The sequence below is a fragment of the [Mycobacterium] fortunisiensis genome, from assembly GCF_019050325.1.
Lineage (GTDB): Bacteria > Actinomycetota > Actinomycetes > Mycobacteriales > Mycobacteriaceae > Mycobacterium > Mycobacterium fortunisiensis.
Map to the genome: position 1 here is coordinate 85,828 of NZ_VOMB01000005.1, position 14,241 is coordinate 100,068.

A 14,241-nucleotide genomic window follows, 5' to 3' on the forward strand; every position below is an offset into this window, starting at 1 on the left:
TGTGGTTGATCTGCGTTCGATACGGAGCAGTTCGGGGTGATCGCCCGGATCAGACCAGTGACTTCGGTCCTTTGGCCGGGACCGGGGCCTGGCGCTCGTCCTCCCGGAGGAACAGTTCGCGCACCAGCGACCGTGGCCCGGTATCGCGGAGCATTCGGCTGGCCGGCCGCGGCCGGACTGCCTTAGGCCACCAGAACCACCGTCCGAGCAGTGCGGCGATGGACGGCAGCAGGAATGACCGCACCACCAGGGTGTCGAACAGCAGACCGATACCGATGGTGGTGCCGACCTGACCGATGATGCGCAGATCGCTGAAGACCATGGAGGCCATGGTCAGGGCGAACACCAGGCCGGCGTTGGTCACCACCTTGCCGGTGCCGGCCATGGCGCGGATGATGCCGGTGTTGATGCCGGCGGCGATCTCTTCTTTCATCCGGGACACGAGCAGCAGGTTGTAATCCGAACCCACTGCCAGCAGCACGATCACGGACATCGGCAGCACCATCCAGTGCAGTTTGATGCCCAGGATGTATTGCCAGATCAGCACGGACAGCCCGAACGACGAGCCCAGCGAGAGCACCACGGTGCCCACGATGACCAGCGTGGCCACCATGCTTCGGGTGATGAGGAGCATGATCAAGAAGATCAGGCACAGCGCGCCGACCGCCGCGATGAGCAGATCGTATTTGGATCCGTCCCGGAAGTCCTTGAAAGTCGATGCGGTACCGGCGATTTCGATCTTCGCGCTGACCAGGGGCGTGGTTTTGAGCGCCTCTTCGGCCGCCGTCTTGATCGCAGAAACCCGGGCGATGCCTTCAGGGGTGGCTGGGTCGGTCTTGTGGGAGATGACGAGCCGGGCCGATTTCCCGTCGGGGGACAGGTAGAAGCTCATCGCGCGCTGGAAGTCGGGATTTTCGAAAACCTCGGGCGGCAGATAGAAGGTGTCGTCGTTGTGCGCGGCATCGAAGGCCCGGCCCATGGCGGCGGCGCTCGTCTGCGAATCGTCGATGACGCTGAAGCTTCCCGACATGGTGCTGTGCATCGTCAGGAGCATGCCCCGCATGGTCTCCATGCTGGCGATCAGCGGCGGCATCTTGTCGAGCAGCTGGGGCAGCAGAGTGTCCATCTGTTCGGCGATTTTCACGAGGTCGTCCATTTGACCGGTGAGGATGTCGATACCGTCGAGAGCTTCGAAGATGCTCTTGAGTGCGGAGCACAGCGGGATGTTGTCGCAGTGCTTGTCCCAGTAGAAGTAGTTGCGGATCGGCCGGAAGAAATCGTCGAAGTCCGCGACGTTGTCCCGCAGCCCCTTCATCATCACAACCATCTCTTTGGTCACGCCGATGGTCTGGTGGGTGATGTCGGTCATCTGTTGCTGAAGCCCGTACATGTGCTTGGTCAGCTCGATCTGCTGGCCCAGCAGGTCGGCGATCTTGAGCATGTCGTCGACCCGGCGCCGCATCGACTGCATCGACTGCTCCTGACCGGCGTTCTGCATGCTGATCAAAAACGGGATCGAGGTGTGCTCGATGGGTTGGCCTTCGGGCCGCGTAATGCCCTGTACCCGGGAGATTCCCGGAACCTTGAAGACTGCCTTGGCCAGCTTGTGCAGGACGAGGAAGTCCGCCGGATTGCGCAGGTCGTGGTCGGCTTCGATCATCAGGATCTCGGGCATCATCCGCGCTTGGGAGAAATGACGATCGGCGGCCGCGTAACCCTGGTCGGCCGGAATGCCTTTGGGTACGTACTGACGGTCGTTGTAGCTGGTTTGGTACATCGGCAGGGCGAGCAGTCCGACGAAGGACACTGCCAACGTCGCTGCCAGGATGGGCCCGGGCCAGCGGACGATCGCGGTGCCGATTCGACGCCACCGACCGAACGTGAGTTCTCGCCGTGGGTCGTAGAGCCCGAAACCACCGCCGAGGGACAGAATCGCCGGACCCAGGGTCAGCGCGATCGTCAGTGACACGAGCATGCCCACCGCGCAGGGCACACCGATGGTCTGGAAGATGGGCATCCGGGTGAAGCTCAGGCACAGCATGGCGCTGGCGATTGTCAAACCCGAGCCCAGGACGACGGGAGCGACACTACGGAACGTGGTGTAGTAGGCCGCTTCCCGGTCGACGCCGGCCTGCCGGGCTTCCTGGTATCGACCGAAAAAGAAGATGCCGTAATCGGTTCCGGCCGCCATCGCCAGGGCCACCAGCATGTTGATGGCAAATGTCGAGAGCACGACGACACCGGTGTCGCCGAGGTAGGCGACGATGCCGCGGGCGGCGAACACCTCGATGCCGACCGCGATCAACAACGACACCACGGTCAGCAGCGAGCGGTAGACCAGCAGCAGGACCGCGAAGATGATCCCGGCCCCGATGAAGGTCATCTTCAGGATGGATCGGTCTCCGGAGTGCTGCATGTCGGCGGCCAGCGCGGCCGGTCCGGTGACGTAGGCCTTGATGCCGGGCGGTGGCGGCGTGCGGTCGACGATGTCGCGTACCGCGGCCACGGAGTTCTGGCTCAGCGTGGTGCCCTGGTCCCCGGCCAAGTTCAGCTGTGCGTAAACGGCTTTGCCGTCAGCGCTCTGTGCACCCGACGCGGTGAGCCGATCTCCCCACAGGTCCTGGACGTGTTCGACGTGCTCGGTGTCGCTCTTCAGCGCACCCACCAGTTTCTCGTAGTACTCGTGGGCGTCGGTGTCGAGCGGTTGTTCGCCCTCCAGGATGATCATGGCGAAACTGTCGGAGCTGGAGTCCTTGAAGTTCTCGCCCATGTGCGTCATGGCCTGGACAGCGGGCGCGTCTTTCGGGCTCATCGGCACGGAGTGCTCGCGGCCCACCTGTTCCAGTGACGGCACGGCGAACGTCACCAGCAGGGTCAGCGCCGTCCACATCAGGATGATGAGCGGTGACAGCTTGCGAATGACCCGTGCCGGCAAGGGGTGTCGATCGGCTGGGGGCTCCGTGCCGAGTTGATGGGCGGCCATCTACTGCTGCTGATTCAGGAGCAGGGCCCGCACCAGCGGTCGTGGCCCGGTGGACCGGAGCATCGAACTGGCGGGGCGGGGGCGCACCTTCTGCGGCCACCAGAACCAGCGTCCCAACAGGGCGGCGATGGACGGGGTCATGAAAGCGCGCACGATCAAGGTGTCGAACAGCAGCCCGATCCCGATGGTGGTGCCCACCTGACCGATGCTGAGCAGGTCGCTGACGACCATGGAGCCCATGGTGAATGCGAACACCAGGCCGGCCGTTGTCACGACCTTGCCGGTCCCGCCCATCGCGCGGATGATCCCGGTGTTGATGCCGGCGGCCAGTTCTTCTTTCATCCGGGCGACCAGCAGCAGGTTGTAGTCCGACCCCACCGCCAACAGGATGATCACCGACATCAGTAGCACCGACCAGTGCACTTGGATGCCCAGCAGGTATTCCCAGACCAGGACGGACAGGCCGAAAGATGCTCCGAGTGAGAGCAATACGGTGCCGACGATGACGACCGCGGCCACCAGGCTTCGGGTCATGATCAGCATGATGCTGAAGATCAGGCAGAGTGCGGCGACCACGGCGATCATCAGGTCGAATCGTGAGCCGACGACGATGTCCTTCGTCGAGGCCGCGGTGCCGGTGAGGTAGATCTTCGAGTCCTCCAGCGGAGTCCCCTTCAGACCCTCCACGGCCGCGGTGGTGATGGCATCGACGCGTGCGAGCCCCTCGGGTGAGGACGGATCACCCTTCTGGGACACCAGCATCCGGACGGCTTTTCCGTCGGGCGAGACGAATATCTCCAGGATCCGCTGGAAGTCCTTGTTCTCGAAGACCTCCGGCGGGATGTAGAAGGAGTCGTCGTTCTTGGCGGCGTCGAATGCCTTGCCCATCACCGTGGAATTGCCGTTCCCGTCGGTCATCTGGCCGAACACGCCGGACATGGTGCTGTGCATCGTCAGCATCATCGACCGCATGCTCTCCATGATCGAGATCATTGCCGGGAACTGGCTGATGATCTGCGGCAGGATCACGTTGAGCTGGTCGAGGTTGTCGACCAGTTCGTCCAGTTTGTCGCTGACCTCGTCAACACCGTCGATGGTGTCGAAAACGCTTCTGATCGACTGGCAGACGGGGATGTCGAAGCAGTGGGGCTCCCAGTAGAGGTAGTTGCGGATCGGTCGGAAAAAATCTTCGAAGTCCGCGATGTGGTCGCGCAGATCCTTGGTGATCGTCTGCATTTCTTTTGTGTTTTCGACCATGTCGCTGGTGGTGGCCGCCATCTGCTTCATCAGGTCGTACATCTGCCGCATGATCGTGATGGTTTCGGCCAACATGTCGGCCTGTTTGAGCATGTCGTCCATGCGCAGATCCTGGAAGTGCATGAACTGCTGCTGGCCCGCCTGTTGCATGCTGAGCAGGTAGGGGATCGACGTGTGCGCGATGGGGGTGCCCTCGGGCCGTGTGGCGGACTGCACCTTTGATACGCCCGGAACCGCGAGGATGGCTTTGGCCAGCTGCTCCAGCACGAGGAAATCTGCCGGATTGCGTAGGTCGTGATCGGATTCCATCAGCAGGATCTCGGGCATCTTCATCGCGGATTCGGGGAAATGCCGGGCCGCGGCCGCCAATCCTTCGCTGGCCGGGATGTCCTTGGGAATGAACTGCTGGTCGTTGTAGCTCGGCGTGTACCCCGGCAGGGTCACCAGGCCGATGAACGAAATCGCCAATGTGGTCACGAGAATGGGGCCCGGCCACCGCACGATCGCGGTGCCGACCCGGCGCCAGCCGCGCACCTGGAATCTGCGTTTGAGCTCGAACATGCCGAAACGGCTGCCGAGTGCGATGGTCGCCGGCATCAGCGTCACGGCGACCGCAACCACCACCACAACGCCGACCGCGCACGGGGCGCCCAGGGTGCTGAAGATGGCCAGCCGGGTGAAGCTCAGGCAGTAGATGGCGCCGGCAATCGTCAAGCCGGAGGCCACCACCACCTTGGTGACCCCGCGGTAGGCGGTGTAGTAAGCCGTCTCCTTGTCTTCGCCGGCCTGGCGCGCTTCCTGATAGCGGCCGAGGAAAAATATGCCGTAGTCCGTTCCAGCTGCAATGGCCAGGGAGACAAGGAGATTGACCGCGAAGGTGGTGAGGCCGAGAAACTCGTAGTGGCCCAGGAGCGCGACGACGCCGCGGGCGAGCTGCAACCCGACCCCGACCGTCAGCAACAGGACGATGACGGTGACGATCGAGCGGTACACCAGCAGCAGCGTGATGAAGATGACCCCGACGCTGACCAATGTCGTGACGATGACGGTCCGGTCGCCACTGTTGCCCATGTCGGTGGCCACCGCCGCCGGCCCGGTGACATACGCCTGCACCCCGTCCGGCGCCGGCGTCGACCCGACAATGTGTTGTACGGCCTCGACTGATTCGTTGCCCAAGGTCTGGCCCGGGCTGCCGGCAAGGTCCAGCTGGACGTAAGCGGCTTTGCCGTCGGCGCTCTGCGCGGCGCCCGCCGTCATCGGGTCACCCCAGAAATCCTGGATGTGCGCCACGTGCGTCGAATCGGCTTTGAACTGGCTGATCAGGTTGTCGTAGTACCGGTGGGCCTCATCGGCGAGTTTGTCCTGGCCTTCCAAGACCACCATCACGATGCTGCCGGCGTCGGATTGGTCGAAGGCTTCGTTGATCCGCACCCCGGCCTGGTAGGACGGGGCGTCGGTCGGGTTCAGCGAAACCGCGTGCTCTTTTCCGACCTGCTCGAGCGGGGGGATGAAGGCGCCCAGCGCGAACATGATGCCGAGCCAGGCCAGGATGACCAGCGGCGAGAACCGGCGGATGATCCGGGCGGCGAGTGGCTGCGTGGGGGGCAGCTGGTGGGTGCTCATGCGGCCTTCAACATGCAGGAGGCAAAGGCGCTGACTTGGTGGGTCACGATCTTCTCGGACTTGACCTCGTTGTCGACGAGGATGCGGCAGCCGATGGTGTCGCTGTCGCCTTGTGCGGCAATGCTTCCGATGCCCGCTGCGGCGCTGATCGGGAATTCCAGCGTCCACGGCAGGCTGACGTCATCGGCGTTGACGGGGTCGCCGTTGGCGTCGAAGTAGCTGAGATGGGCGAGGGTGCCCGGCGGCCCGAAGACTTCGTACCGTAGGTGTTTGGGGTCGAACGGGACGGTCTCTTCCTGTGACGAGTCGGCGTAGGAGACGGTCTTGTGGGAGCCGAACATGCCGTGCAAGCGCCAGACGGTAAAACCTCCGGCCGTCATGACAGCCGCGATCACCAGGGGGATCCAGAGCTTCTTCAGGAACCTGAGGGCGGGCGGTGTCGAGTTTCGACGGCGCTTGCGGGGGCGGCTGTTCTCCCGGGGTGCAACTGAGGGGCGGTGAGCCCGACGCCGCAGGACGAGTCGGCGGCGAGCGCTTTGGCCAGCGTCGCGGCTGCCCGCGGTGGCGATGTCGAACCTAGCTGGCTCGACATCGGGCAAACGGACTTCGCTCACTACTACCTAACCTTCCCGTCACCCGACGCGTTTCCGCGCCCGGCTCCACCGCCGGGGCGGTGCCTGCAACGACCTGTTTCGCCGCGAAGCGTCACGTTACGAACAACGTGGTTGCTGTCACGGCAGCGAACTGTGCGTAGAGCTAACCACGCTGGTGGTCCAATATTGACGCGTGCGTGACATAACAGGGGATGGTAATGCAGGGCGGGACGGGGCGGGGTGGAAATTCTGCCGATGTAGGCCGGACCCGGGTGGCATCGGCGTGCGCCGCGGCCGCGGTCCGGTGGCCGCGCCAACTCGGAAGGTTCATTGCTGACGGTTTGCTGAATGTGGCCACCTGCGCATACCTGGCGATGGGTAGCGGAATTCTGGCGAAGGCGCCCCGCGGTGTACCCGCCCGACTGCTAGGGTCCTCTGTTACGGAGACGTCAATTGATGTCGAACCGGCCACCCACCGGATGACCCAACGCGCGGAATGAGCGATCCATGCCGGCCGAATCGACCACGCTGTCTCGTAGCGGGACAGACGTTCGGTCCTGGCTGCGGTCGCGCGAGTTCCTCGGCCCGGTCTGCGCGATCGGCGGTGTCCAGCTGATCGCCTCGATGGACGGCCCCGTCGTGGTGTTCGCGCTGACCAAGATCCAAGCCGAACTCGGCCTGTCCGATGCCGGACGCAACTGGGTGATCACCGCGTACATCCTGGCCTTCGGCGGGTTGATCCTGTTGGGCGGCCGACTCGGGGACACCATCGGCCGCAAGCGAATCTTCATCTTCGGGGTCGCGCTGTTCACCTTTGCCTCGGTGCTGTGCGCGAGTGCCTGGGACGGCGGCGTGCTGGTATTCGCCCGGCTGTTGCAGGGTGCCGCCGGCGCGATCGTCGCACCGACATGTGTGTCGTTGACGGCCGCGGCGTTCCCCAAAGGCCCGGCCCGCAATGCGGCGGCCGGCGTGTTGGGCGCCACGGCGGTGATCGGCGCGGTGACAGGTCTGGTGGTCGGCGGGGTGCTGACCGGGGTGTCCTGGCGGCTGGCGTTCGTGGTGAATGTGCCGATCGGGCTGTTGGTGATCTGGCTGGCCGCCACCATGCTGCAGGAGACCCAGAAGGAGCGGATGCGGCTGGATGTCGCGGGTGCGGTGCTGGCGACATTGCTCTGTACCGCAGCGGTTTTCGGGTTGTCGATGGCGCCGGAGAGGGGGTGGTTGTCGGCCACGACGATCATCGCCGGTCTGGTCACAGCGGTGGCTTTCGTGGCGCTGGTCGCGGTGGAGACCGCGGCCGTCAACCCCATCGTGCCGCTCAACCTGTTCGGCGATCGCAACCGGTTGGCCACGTTCGCGGCCATGTTCCTGGTCCGCGGGGTGGCTTTCGCGTTGACGGTGGTGATCGCGGTGTATGTGCAGACCGTCATGGGCTACAGCCCGCTGCGCGCCGGTATCAGCTTCATCCCGTTTGCCATCGCGATGGCGGTGGGCGCGGTGGTGTCCTCGCGCCTGGTGGTGGTGTTCTCACCCCGGGTGGTGGTGATCGGGGCCAGCACCCTGGTACTGGGCGCGGTCACCTACGGTGGCTTGGCGTTTCACCATGGCATCCCGTACTTCCCGAATCTGGTGGTGCCGATGGTCGTGGGCGCCATCGGCATCGGCATCATCAACGTCCCTCTCGGCCTGTCCCTGATCGCCAGCGTCGACCTGGACCGCATCGGTCCGGCCTCGGCGATCGCGGTGATGTTGCAGAGCCTCGGCGGACCCGTGGTGTTGACCGTCGCCCAGATCGTCATCACGTCGACCACACTGCATTTGGGCGGCGCCGACGGACCGGTGGGGGCCATGACCGCCGCTCAGCTCTACGCGCTGGACCACGGCTACGCCTATGGCCTGCTGGCACTGGCCGGGCTGATCGTCGTGCTGGGCGCCGTGGCGCTGCTCATCCGCTACAGCGCGCAGGAGGTGGCGCATGCCCAGAAAGTGAAGAACGAGGCCGAGTCGGCTGCCCCCGGACCGTAGTTACTCGACGTCGCCGGTCAGCTCGAACTCCGCCAGTGTCCGTGCCACCAACTCCCGCAACGCTTCCCGGGTGGTCACACCGCCCGGTTGGTAGGCCAGCACGTGGATGCAGACCTTGTCGAGTGCTGGTGCGGTGAGAAACTGCACTTGCAGCTGACCACCGATCCGCTCCAGCCACTGCCGGGTTGCGTGTTGCCGGGTACCCCGTGCGTATCCGTATGAGCATTGGGTGCCGTCGGGCCGGGTGATGTCGGAGCCGACGTCGCCGAAGTTGGAGCACACGACCGGGTGATCGGGGTCGTCGAGGGCCCAGTTGACCATCTGCTGCCACGCCTTCTTCGGCGTGAAGGGCGTCAGCGGTGCCAACGCCGCTGCCTCATCGGGTGCTTCCTTGACCGCGGTCAATGCCTGCTTGATGTCGGCGCGGACGCCGCGCAGATCTGTGGTCACCACCGCGGGATCGACCCGGATTCGGGCGAATGACACTGCGATGGCGCGGGTATCACCGAACGTCCGGTCGTTCACGATGGTCTGCACGCAGACCGTGCCGTCACTGTCGTGCCGAAATCCCGTGCCGTCACCGAGTTTTGCAGTGAACGCGGCGGTCAGCACATTGGTGGTGCCGCCCAGGGCTTTCGCGCGGGCGTCCCAATCTGAGATCTTGACCCAGGCCGTGACGCCGGGCAAAACGACGTGTTCGTCTCCGGCCGCCTCGATGACGGCGGCGGGACGCGTAGTTGCCGAGCGGGAATCCTCGCGCCGGCGGCGCCGGGCTTCCTTTGCTGCGGCGACAATCGCGCGGGCCACGTCGGGAATGTCCCGGGCCGTCTGGCCGGCATCCTCGACCAGCGCCCCCAGCCGTGAACGGGAGCGCGGCGCCGGGTAGTCGGGACGGGTCCCGACGCCGAGAATCGCCTCGACCACCGCGACGGCCGCCCCGATGCCGTCCATCACATAGTGCGACATCACCAGGGTGACCGCCGTCGAGCCGTCCGAGAGCGGAAGGACGCCCATGTGCCAGCCCGGCCCGGCTTCCGGGTCGACGGGAAGCTGTGAGCGTTCGTCCAGCCAATCGTTGAGTTCGCTTCGGGGTCGGGGGGATTCGGCAATGTCGATGTCGGCCGACCACTGTGCGGCCACCCACCGGTACGGGCCGAACGGTAACGGTGAACGTTCGATGAGCCGGCCCAAGATGCCGCGATTGAGGTTCTGGTGCAGCTGCGCGAGGCCGTCGAAGTTGACCGGGTGCTCGTACACCCAGGCCACCTGCATGACCTCCTTCTGGCCGGCGGCGCGGTGCCCGGCGTAGAAGCCCTGGTCGAGCAATGCCATCCGGTTGTCCACCGCTGCCGAACCGTTGGACGCATGATTGGCAGACGCTGCCTCAGCGAGACGTACCCGAGTTGCCATTGACCGGCCTCCGATGACACTAGATTTGCTCGTGACGTTCAATGGGCGAGATCCGCCCGGTCACGGAGCGACAGCGTAGCGGATCTGCCACCGTTGCTCGCCGGTTTCGGGCGCAGGCGAAAACTTCGGGATTCCGGGCTGCGTGCGCGCGCATCGGGTTACGCTCCCAAGCGGCTGCGCCGGGCGGTTGAGGCTCTCCCACTTTCATCCCGCAGAACGCGCACGGGACTGAAAGGCTCGGATTCCCATGAAGTTTGTACTCGCCTTCTATGGAACTCGCGGTGATGTGGAGCCCGGCATCGCGCTGGGTTGCGAGCTGGCCCGCCGGGGCCACGACGTTCGGATGGCAGTCCCGCCGGACCTGATCGGTTTCGCCGAGTCGGTCGGACTCAACGCCACCGCCTATGGGCCGGACAACCAGGCCTGGCTGGAGTCGACGCGCAACTTCTGGGGCCGGGTGTTCCGCAACTTCTGGCGGATCAACGAAGTGAAACGGTTGTTGCGCGAGTCGCGCGAGCCCGGCATCCGGGCCTGGGCGGAGATGACCGCGACGCTGACGTCGCTGGTGGACGGGGCCGATGCGTTGGTGACCGGCATGAGCTATCAAGAGCTTGCCGCCACCGTCGCGGAGTACCGCGACGTTCGGTTGGCCACCCTGTTGTGGTTTCCGATCCGGGTGAACGGCCAGTTGGTGCCGAACCTGCCGGCGCCGGCGGTCCGTGCGGCGATGAAGGTCTACGACCGGTTGGTGTGGCGCGGGGTGCGCAAGGCCGATACCGCGCAGCGCCGTGAGCTGGGCCTCCCGAGGGCGACGGGCCCTGCGCCGCAACGGATCGCAGACCGCGGCGCGCTGGAGATCCAGGGCTACGACGAGGTGTGCTTTCCCGGGCTGGCGGCCGAGTGGGCGCAATGGGCGCAGCAGCGCCCGTTTGTCGGGACCCTGACCCTGGAGCTGGCGACCGGCGCCGACGAGGACGTCGCATCGTGGATCGACTCGGGAACCCCGCCGATCTTCTTCGGGTTCGGCAGCATTCCGGTCGAGTCGCCGGCCGACACCATCGCGATGATCGCGGGCGCGTGTGCACAGTTGGGTGAGCGGGCCCTGGTCGGCGCCGGCTGGAGTGACTTCGCCGATGTGCCCCAGTTCGAACACGTCAAAGTGGTGGGCGCGGTCAACTACGCCACGATCTTTCCGGCTTGCCGCGCGGTGGTGCACCACGGCGGCGCTGGTACCACCGCTGCGGGCCTGCGTGCCGGGGTCCCCACCCTGGTCCTGTGGATGGCCGATGTCCAGTTGATCTGGGGCGCCGCGGTCAAGCGACTGAGGGTGGGCACCGCTCGGCGCTTCTCCTCCGCAAACGAAAAATCACTGGTGGCAGACCTGCGAACCATCCTCGCGCCGGATTACCGCACCCGGGCCCGTGACGTGGCCGCCCGGATGACCAAACCAGCCGAAAGCGCGGCTGCGGCCGCTGATCGGCTGGAGCGATTCGCGGCCGGTGCACGGGTTGTCGACGCAGCTCAGGCTGATATCGGCGACGACTGAGCGGAAAATCTTGGCGGCGATTCAGGAAACTACTGACGCCATCGTCAATAGCGGTTTAGAGTCAGCGCTGCTACTGCCACCATGCGAGATAGAGGCACATCTTGACCATCACCGACTACGACGTCCGCTCGCTGTATCTCGACCTGCTCCGTCGCAACCTGACTCGGTACGGGATGCATGAGCGGGTGCCTTCAGACTGGCCGCTGCGGCGACGCATTCTTCTCAAGACGGTGAACCGGATGAGCCCGCGGCTGCGGGGCACGAGTGTGCGCGATCAACGGGAGCAGCGTGCGCTCGGTCTGGACTGGCCGGCCGAGGCCGAGACGATGATCGGCATGAAGCGGCTGACCAGTCTGCAGGAGTGCGTGGAAACCGTGGTGGCCGACGACATCCCCGGTGACCTGATCGAGTGCGGAGTCTGGCGTGGTGGGGCCTGCATCCTGATGCGCGCGGTCCTCGCCGCCTACGGGGATCACACCAGAAACGTCTGGCTGGCCGACTCATTCCAGGGTGTGCCACGCTCGGATCCGGAAAATTACAAGGCGGACAAGGGGATCCGGGCCGAACTGGCCGCCGGCATCCTCGGCGTCTCGGAAGCCGACGTCCGGGCGAACTTCGAGCGGTACGGGCTACTGGACGACCGGGTGCGGTTCCTGCCCGGCTGGTTCAAGGACACCCTGCAGGACGCCCCGATCGAGCAGCTGTCGGTGTTGCGGCTGGACGGCGACCTCTACGAGTCCACGATCCAGGCGCTCGACGCCCTGTACCCCCGGTTGTCGCCGGGCGGATTCTGCATCGTCGACGACTATCTGGCGGTCAAGGCGTGTGAGCAGGCAGTCACCGATTACCGGGCCAAGCACGGGATCACCGCCGAGATCGTCAACATCGACGGGACAGGAGTGTTGTGGCGCAAGTGATCCGGATCGGGCGCTAGCATCACTGCCCCACCTCACGCGCCCCTGCGGATCGGCATCCTGGGGGCAGCCCAGATCGCCCCGTTGGCTCTGATCGAACCAGCACGGGAGAACGCCGATGTCTCGGTGGCGGCGGTGGCCGCACGTGACGTGTCGCGGGCCCAAGGGTTCGCCGCGAAACACGGCATCGCCAAGGTGCACCAGAGTTACCAGGAGCTGCTTGCCGATCCGGAGCTCGATGCGGTCTACAACCCACTGCCAAATAGCTTGCACGGTAGGTGGACTCGTGCCGCGATTGCGGCCGGCAAGCATGTGCTGTGTGAAAAGCCGTTCACCGCCAACGCCGACGAGGCCCGCGAGATCGCCGAACTCGCCGCCAGTTCCGGTCGGGTGGTGATGGAGGCGTTCCATTACCGCTACCACCCGCTGACGATGCGGGTGGAGGAGATCATCGCCTCCGGCGAGCTCGGTACCTTGCAGCGGGTGGACGTCGCGTTCTGCTTCCCGTTGCCGAAGTTCGCCGACATCCGCTACAACTACACGCTGGCCGGCGGCGCGACCATGGACGCTGGCTGCTATGCCATCCATATGGCACGCCTGTTCGGTGGTTCCACACCGGAAGTCGTTTCGGCACAAGCGAAACTGCGTGACCGCCAGATCGACCGGGCGATGACGGCCGAGTTGCGTTTCGCCGCTGGGCACACGGGACGGATCCGCTGCTCCATGTGGTCGTCGGACGTGCTGCGGGTGTCCGCACGGGTGACCGGCGATCGAGGTGAGATACGGGTGCTCAACCCGGTGCTGCCGCACGTGGTCCATCGCCTCTCGGTTCGATCCGCGGGCCGCAAGCGCGTGGAGCGCTTCTCACGCCGCACGTCTTACGCGTACCAGCTCGATGCCTTCGCGGCCGCGGTGCTACGTGGCGAACCGGTGCGCACGACACCGCAGGACGCGTTCGAGACCATGACCGTAATCGACGGGGTCTATCGCGCCGCGGGTCTGCCGGTCCGGATGCCTAGCTGAACAGCTGGATCTCAGGAGGAAGAGTGGTGTTGGAGAGCCAGCCAGAGGCGGTGCGGGAGAACAGATCCGGACAGCGCAAAGGCCAGTCGTGGTGCATCCCGGCCGCGGCCCCGTCGACACCGTTGGGCATGCGGTGGGCCAGGGTCGCCGCCCAGCGGCGGACGAACGGCCTCTCGTTGGCCCCGGACAAGAACAGGGTTGGCGTATCCGACTCGTCGAGTCGCTCGGGGATGGTGAAACCCGCGGATGCGACGACGACATGGGCGAGTTGTGGTCCTGAGCTGAGGCGGACGTCCTCGTGGTAGTCGTCGAGGTTCGCTGCGGGCACACCCACCTCGCGTGCGTTCCAGCGCCGGTTGACCATCTGCTGGAACCACGGCACCCGGGCCATCGTCCCCAAAAGCCGCTGCGCCAACCGGACCCCGGGCAGGGTGTTGACCAGGGTTCCGCACAGCACCGCTCGATCCACCAGCTTCGGCTCGGTGGCAAGCAGTTGCAGCCCGACCTGGGCGCCCAGCGAGTAGCCCACCACGTGGGCGTGGCCGGTGCCCACATGGAAGCGGATGAGTTCTGCTACGGCATCAGCGGCTCGACTCATGTCGAACGGACCCAGCTCAAAGCTCTTGCCGTACTGGGGCAGATCGGGCACCAGACAACGGTATTGCGGCATGCGATCGACCACCGGCTGCCAGGACCAGCCGCTCAGGTGCCCGCCGTGCAGGAAGATGACGGCCGGCGCCACGGCCGGACCGTATTCACGCACGAACAGAGCCACGGCGGCAATGCTACTTGGTTGTTCCGCAGTGTGATTCATGAGACGAGCACGACACGAGAACCGATCGGACTACGGTCGAACGCCGAGGCTCA

General features: G+C 65.3%; 9 protein-coding genes. 4 read left to right on the forward strand and 5 right to left on the reverse strand.

The window, feature by feature from the left end; translation table 11 throughout:
- Positions 1 to 49: 49 nt before the first annotated feature.
- The 3 genes from FR943_RS04140 to FR943_RS04150 are packed head-to-tail and all read right to left on the reverse strand — an operon-like array spanning position 50 to position 6,282.
- On the reverse strand, positions 50 to 2,983 hold the full coding sequence (locus FR943_RS04140) for an MMPL/RND family transporter (RefSeq protein ID WP_217155070.1): 2,934 nt from the start codon (positions 2,981 to 2,983) through the stop codon (positions 50 to 52).
- Entirely contained in the window at positions 2,984 to 5,863 is a 2,880-nt protein-coding gene (locus FR943_RS04145) for an MMPL/RND family transporter (protein WP_217155071.1), read from the reverse strand. It abuts the gene before it with no gap.
- The gene (locus FR943_RS04150) at positions 5,860 to 6,282 is read right to left on the reverse strand and encodes an MmpS family transport accessory protein (protein ID WP_217155136.1); all 423 of its coding nucleotides are present in this window, start codon (positions 6,280 to 6,282) and stop codon (positions 5,860 to 5,862) included. Before FR943_RS04150 ends, FR943_RS04145 begins: the two co-directional genes overlap by 4 nt.
- A gap of 681 nt (positions 6,283 to 6,963) precedes the next feature.
- Between FR943_RS04150 and FR943_RS04155 the strand changes: the two genes are divergently transcribed.
- Positions 6,964 to 8,481 carry an MFS transporter gene (locus FR943_RS04155; protein WP_217155072.1) on the forward strand — a complete coding sequence of 506 codons (1,518 nt, stop codon included), beginning with the start codon at positions 6,964 to 6,966 and terminating at the stop codon, positions 8,479 to 8,481.
- Here FR943_RS04155 and FR943_RS04160 read toward each other — a convergent pair whose 3' ends face one another.
- On the reverse strand, positions 8,482 to 9,813 hold the full coding sequence (locus tag FR943_RS04160) for a hypothetical protein (protein ID WP_217155074.1): 1,332 nt from the start codon (positions 9,811 to 9,813) through the stop codon (positions 8,482 to 8,484).
- A 325-nt stretch (positions 9,814 to 10,138) separates the two neighbouring features.
- On the opposite strand from FR943_RS04160, the gene FR943_RS04165 reads away from it, so the two are divergent.
- The 3 genes from FR943_RS04165 (at position 10,139) to FR943_RS04175 (ending at position 13,374) form a co-directional block, all read left to right on the forward strand.
- Positions 10,139 to 11,437, forward strand: coding sequence for a glycosyltransferase (locus tag FR943_RS04165; RefSeq protein ID WP_217155076.1), 1,299 nt, complete (start codon positions 10,139 to 10,141; stop codon positions 11,435 to 11,437).
- A 107-nt stretch (positions 11,438 to 11,544) separates the two neighbouring features.
- On the forward strand, positions 11,545 to 12,354 hold the full coding sequence (locus FR943_RS04170; RefSeq protein WP_217155137.1) for a TylF/MycF/NovP-related O-methyltransferase: 810 nt from the start codon (positions 11,545 to 11,547) through the stop codon (positions 12,352 to 12,354).
- A gap of 18 nt (positions 12,355 to 12,372) precedes the next feature.
- The gene (locus FR943_RS04175; RefSeq protein WP_217155138.1) at positions 12,373 to 13,374 is read left to right on the forward strand and encodes a Gfo/Idh/MocA family protein; all 1,002 of its coding nucleotides are present in this window, start codon (positions 12,373 to 12,375) and stop codon (positions 13,372 to 13,374) included.
- Here the strand turns inward: FR943_RS04175 and FR943_RS04180 are convergent.
- On the reverse strand, positions 13,367 to 14,149 hold the full coding sequence (locus FR943_RS04180; protein ID WP_217155077.1) for an alpha/beta fold hydrolase: 783 nt from the start codon (positions 14,147 to 14,149) through the stop codon (positions 13,367 to 13,369). The genes FR943_RS04175 and FR943_RS04180 overlap by 8 nt on opposite strands.
- Positions 14,150 to 14,241 lie beyond the last annotated feature (92 nt).

Bases quoted from the DNA above. Each gene is read 5' to 3' on its own strand.
- FR943_RS04140 (WP_217155070.1), bottom strand. From the start codon at position 2,983: ATGGCCGCCCATCAACTCGGCACGGAGCCCCCAGCCGATCGACACCCC.
- FR943_RS04145 (WP_217155071.1), bottom strand. From the start codon at position 5,863: ATGAGCACCCACCAGCTGCCCCCCACGCAGCCACTCGCCGCCCGGATC.
- FR943_RS04155 (WP_217155072.1), top strand. From the start codon at position 6,964: ATGCCGGCCGAATCGACCACGCTGTCTCGTAGCGGGACAGACGTTCGG.
- FR943_RS04160 (WP_217155074.1), bottom strand. From the start codon at position 9,813: ATGGCATTGCTCGACCAGGGCTTCTACGCCGGGCACCGCGCCGCCGGC.
- FR943_RS04165 (WP_217155076.1), top strand. From the start codon at position 10,139: ATGAAGTTTGTACTCGCCTTCTATGGAACTCGCGGTGATGTGGAGCCC.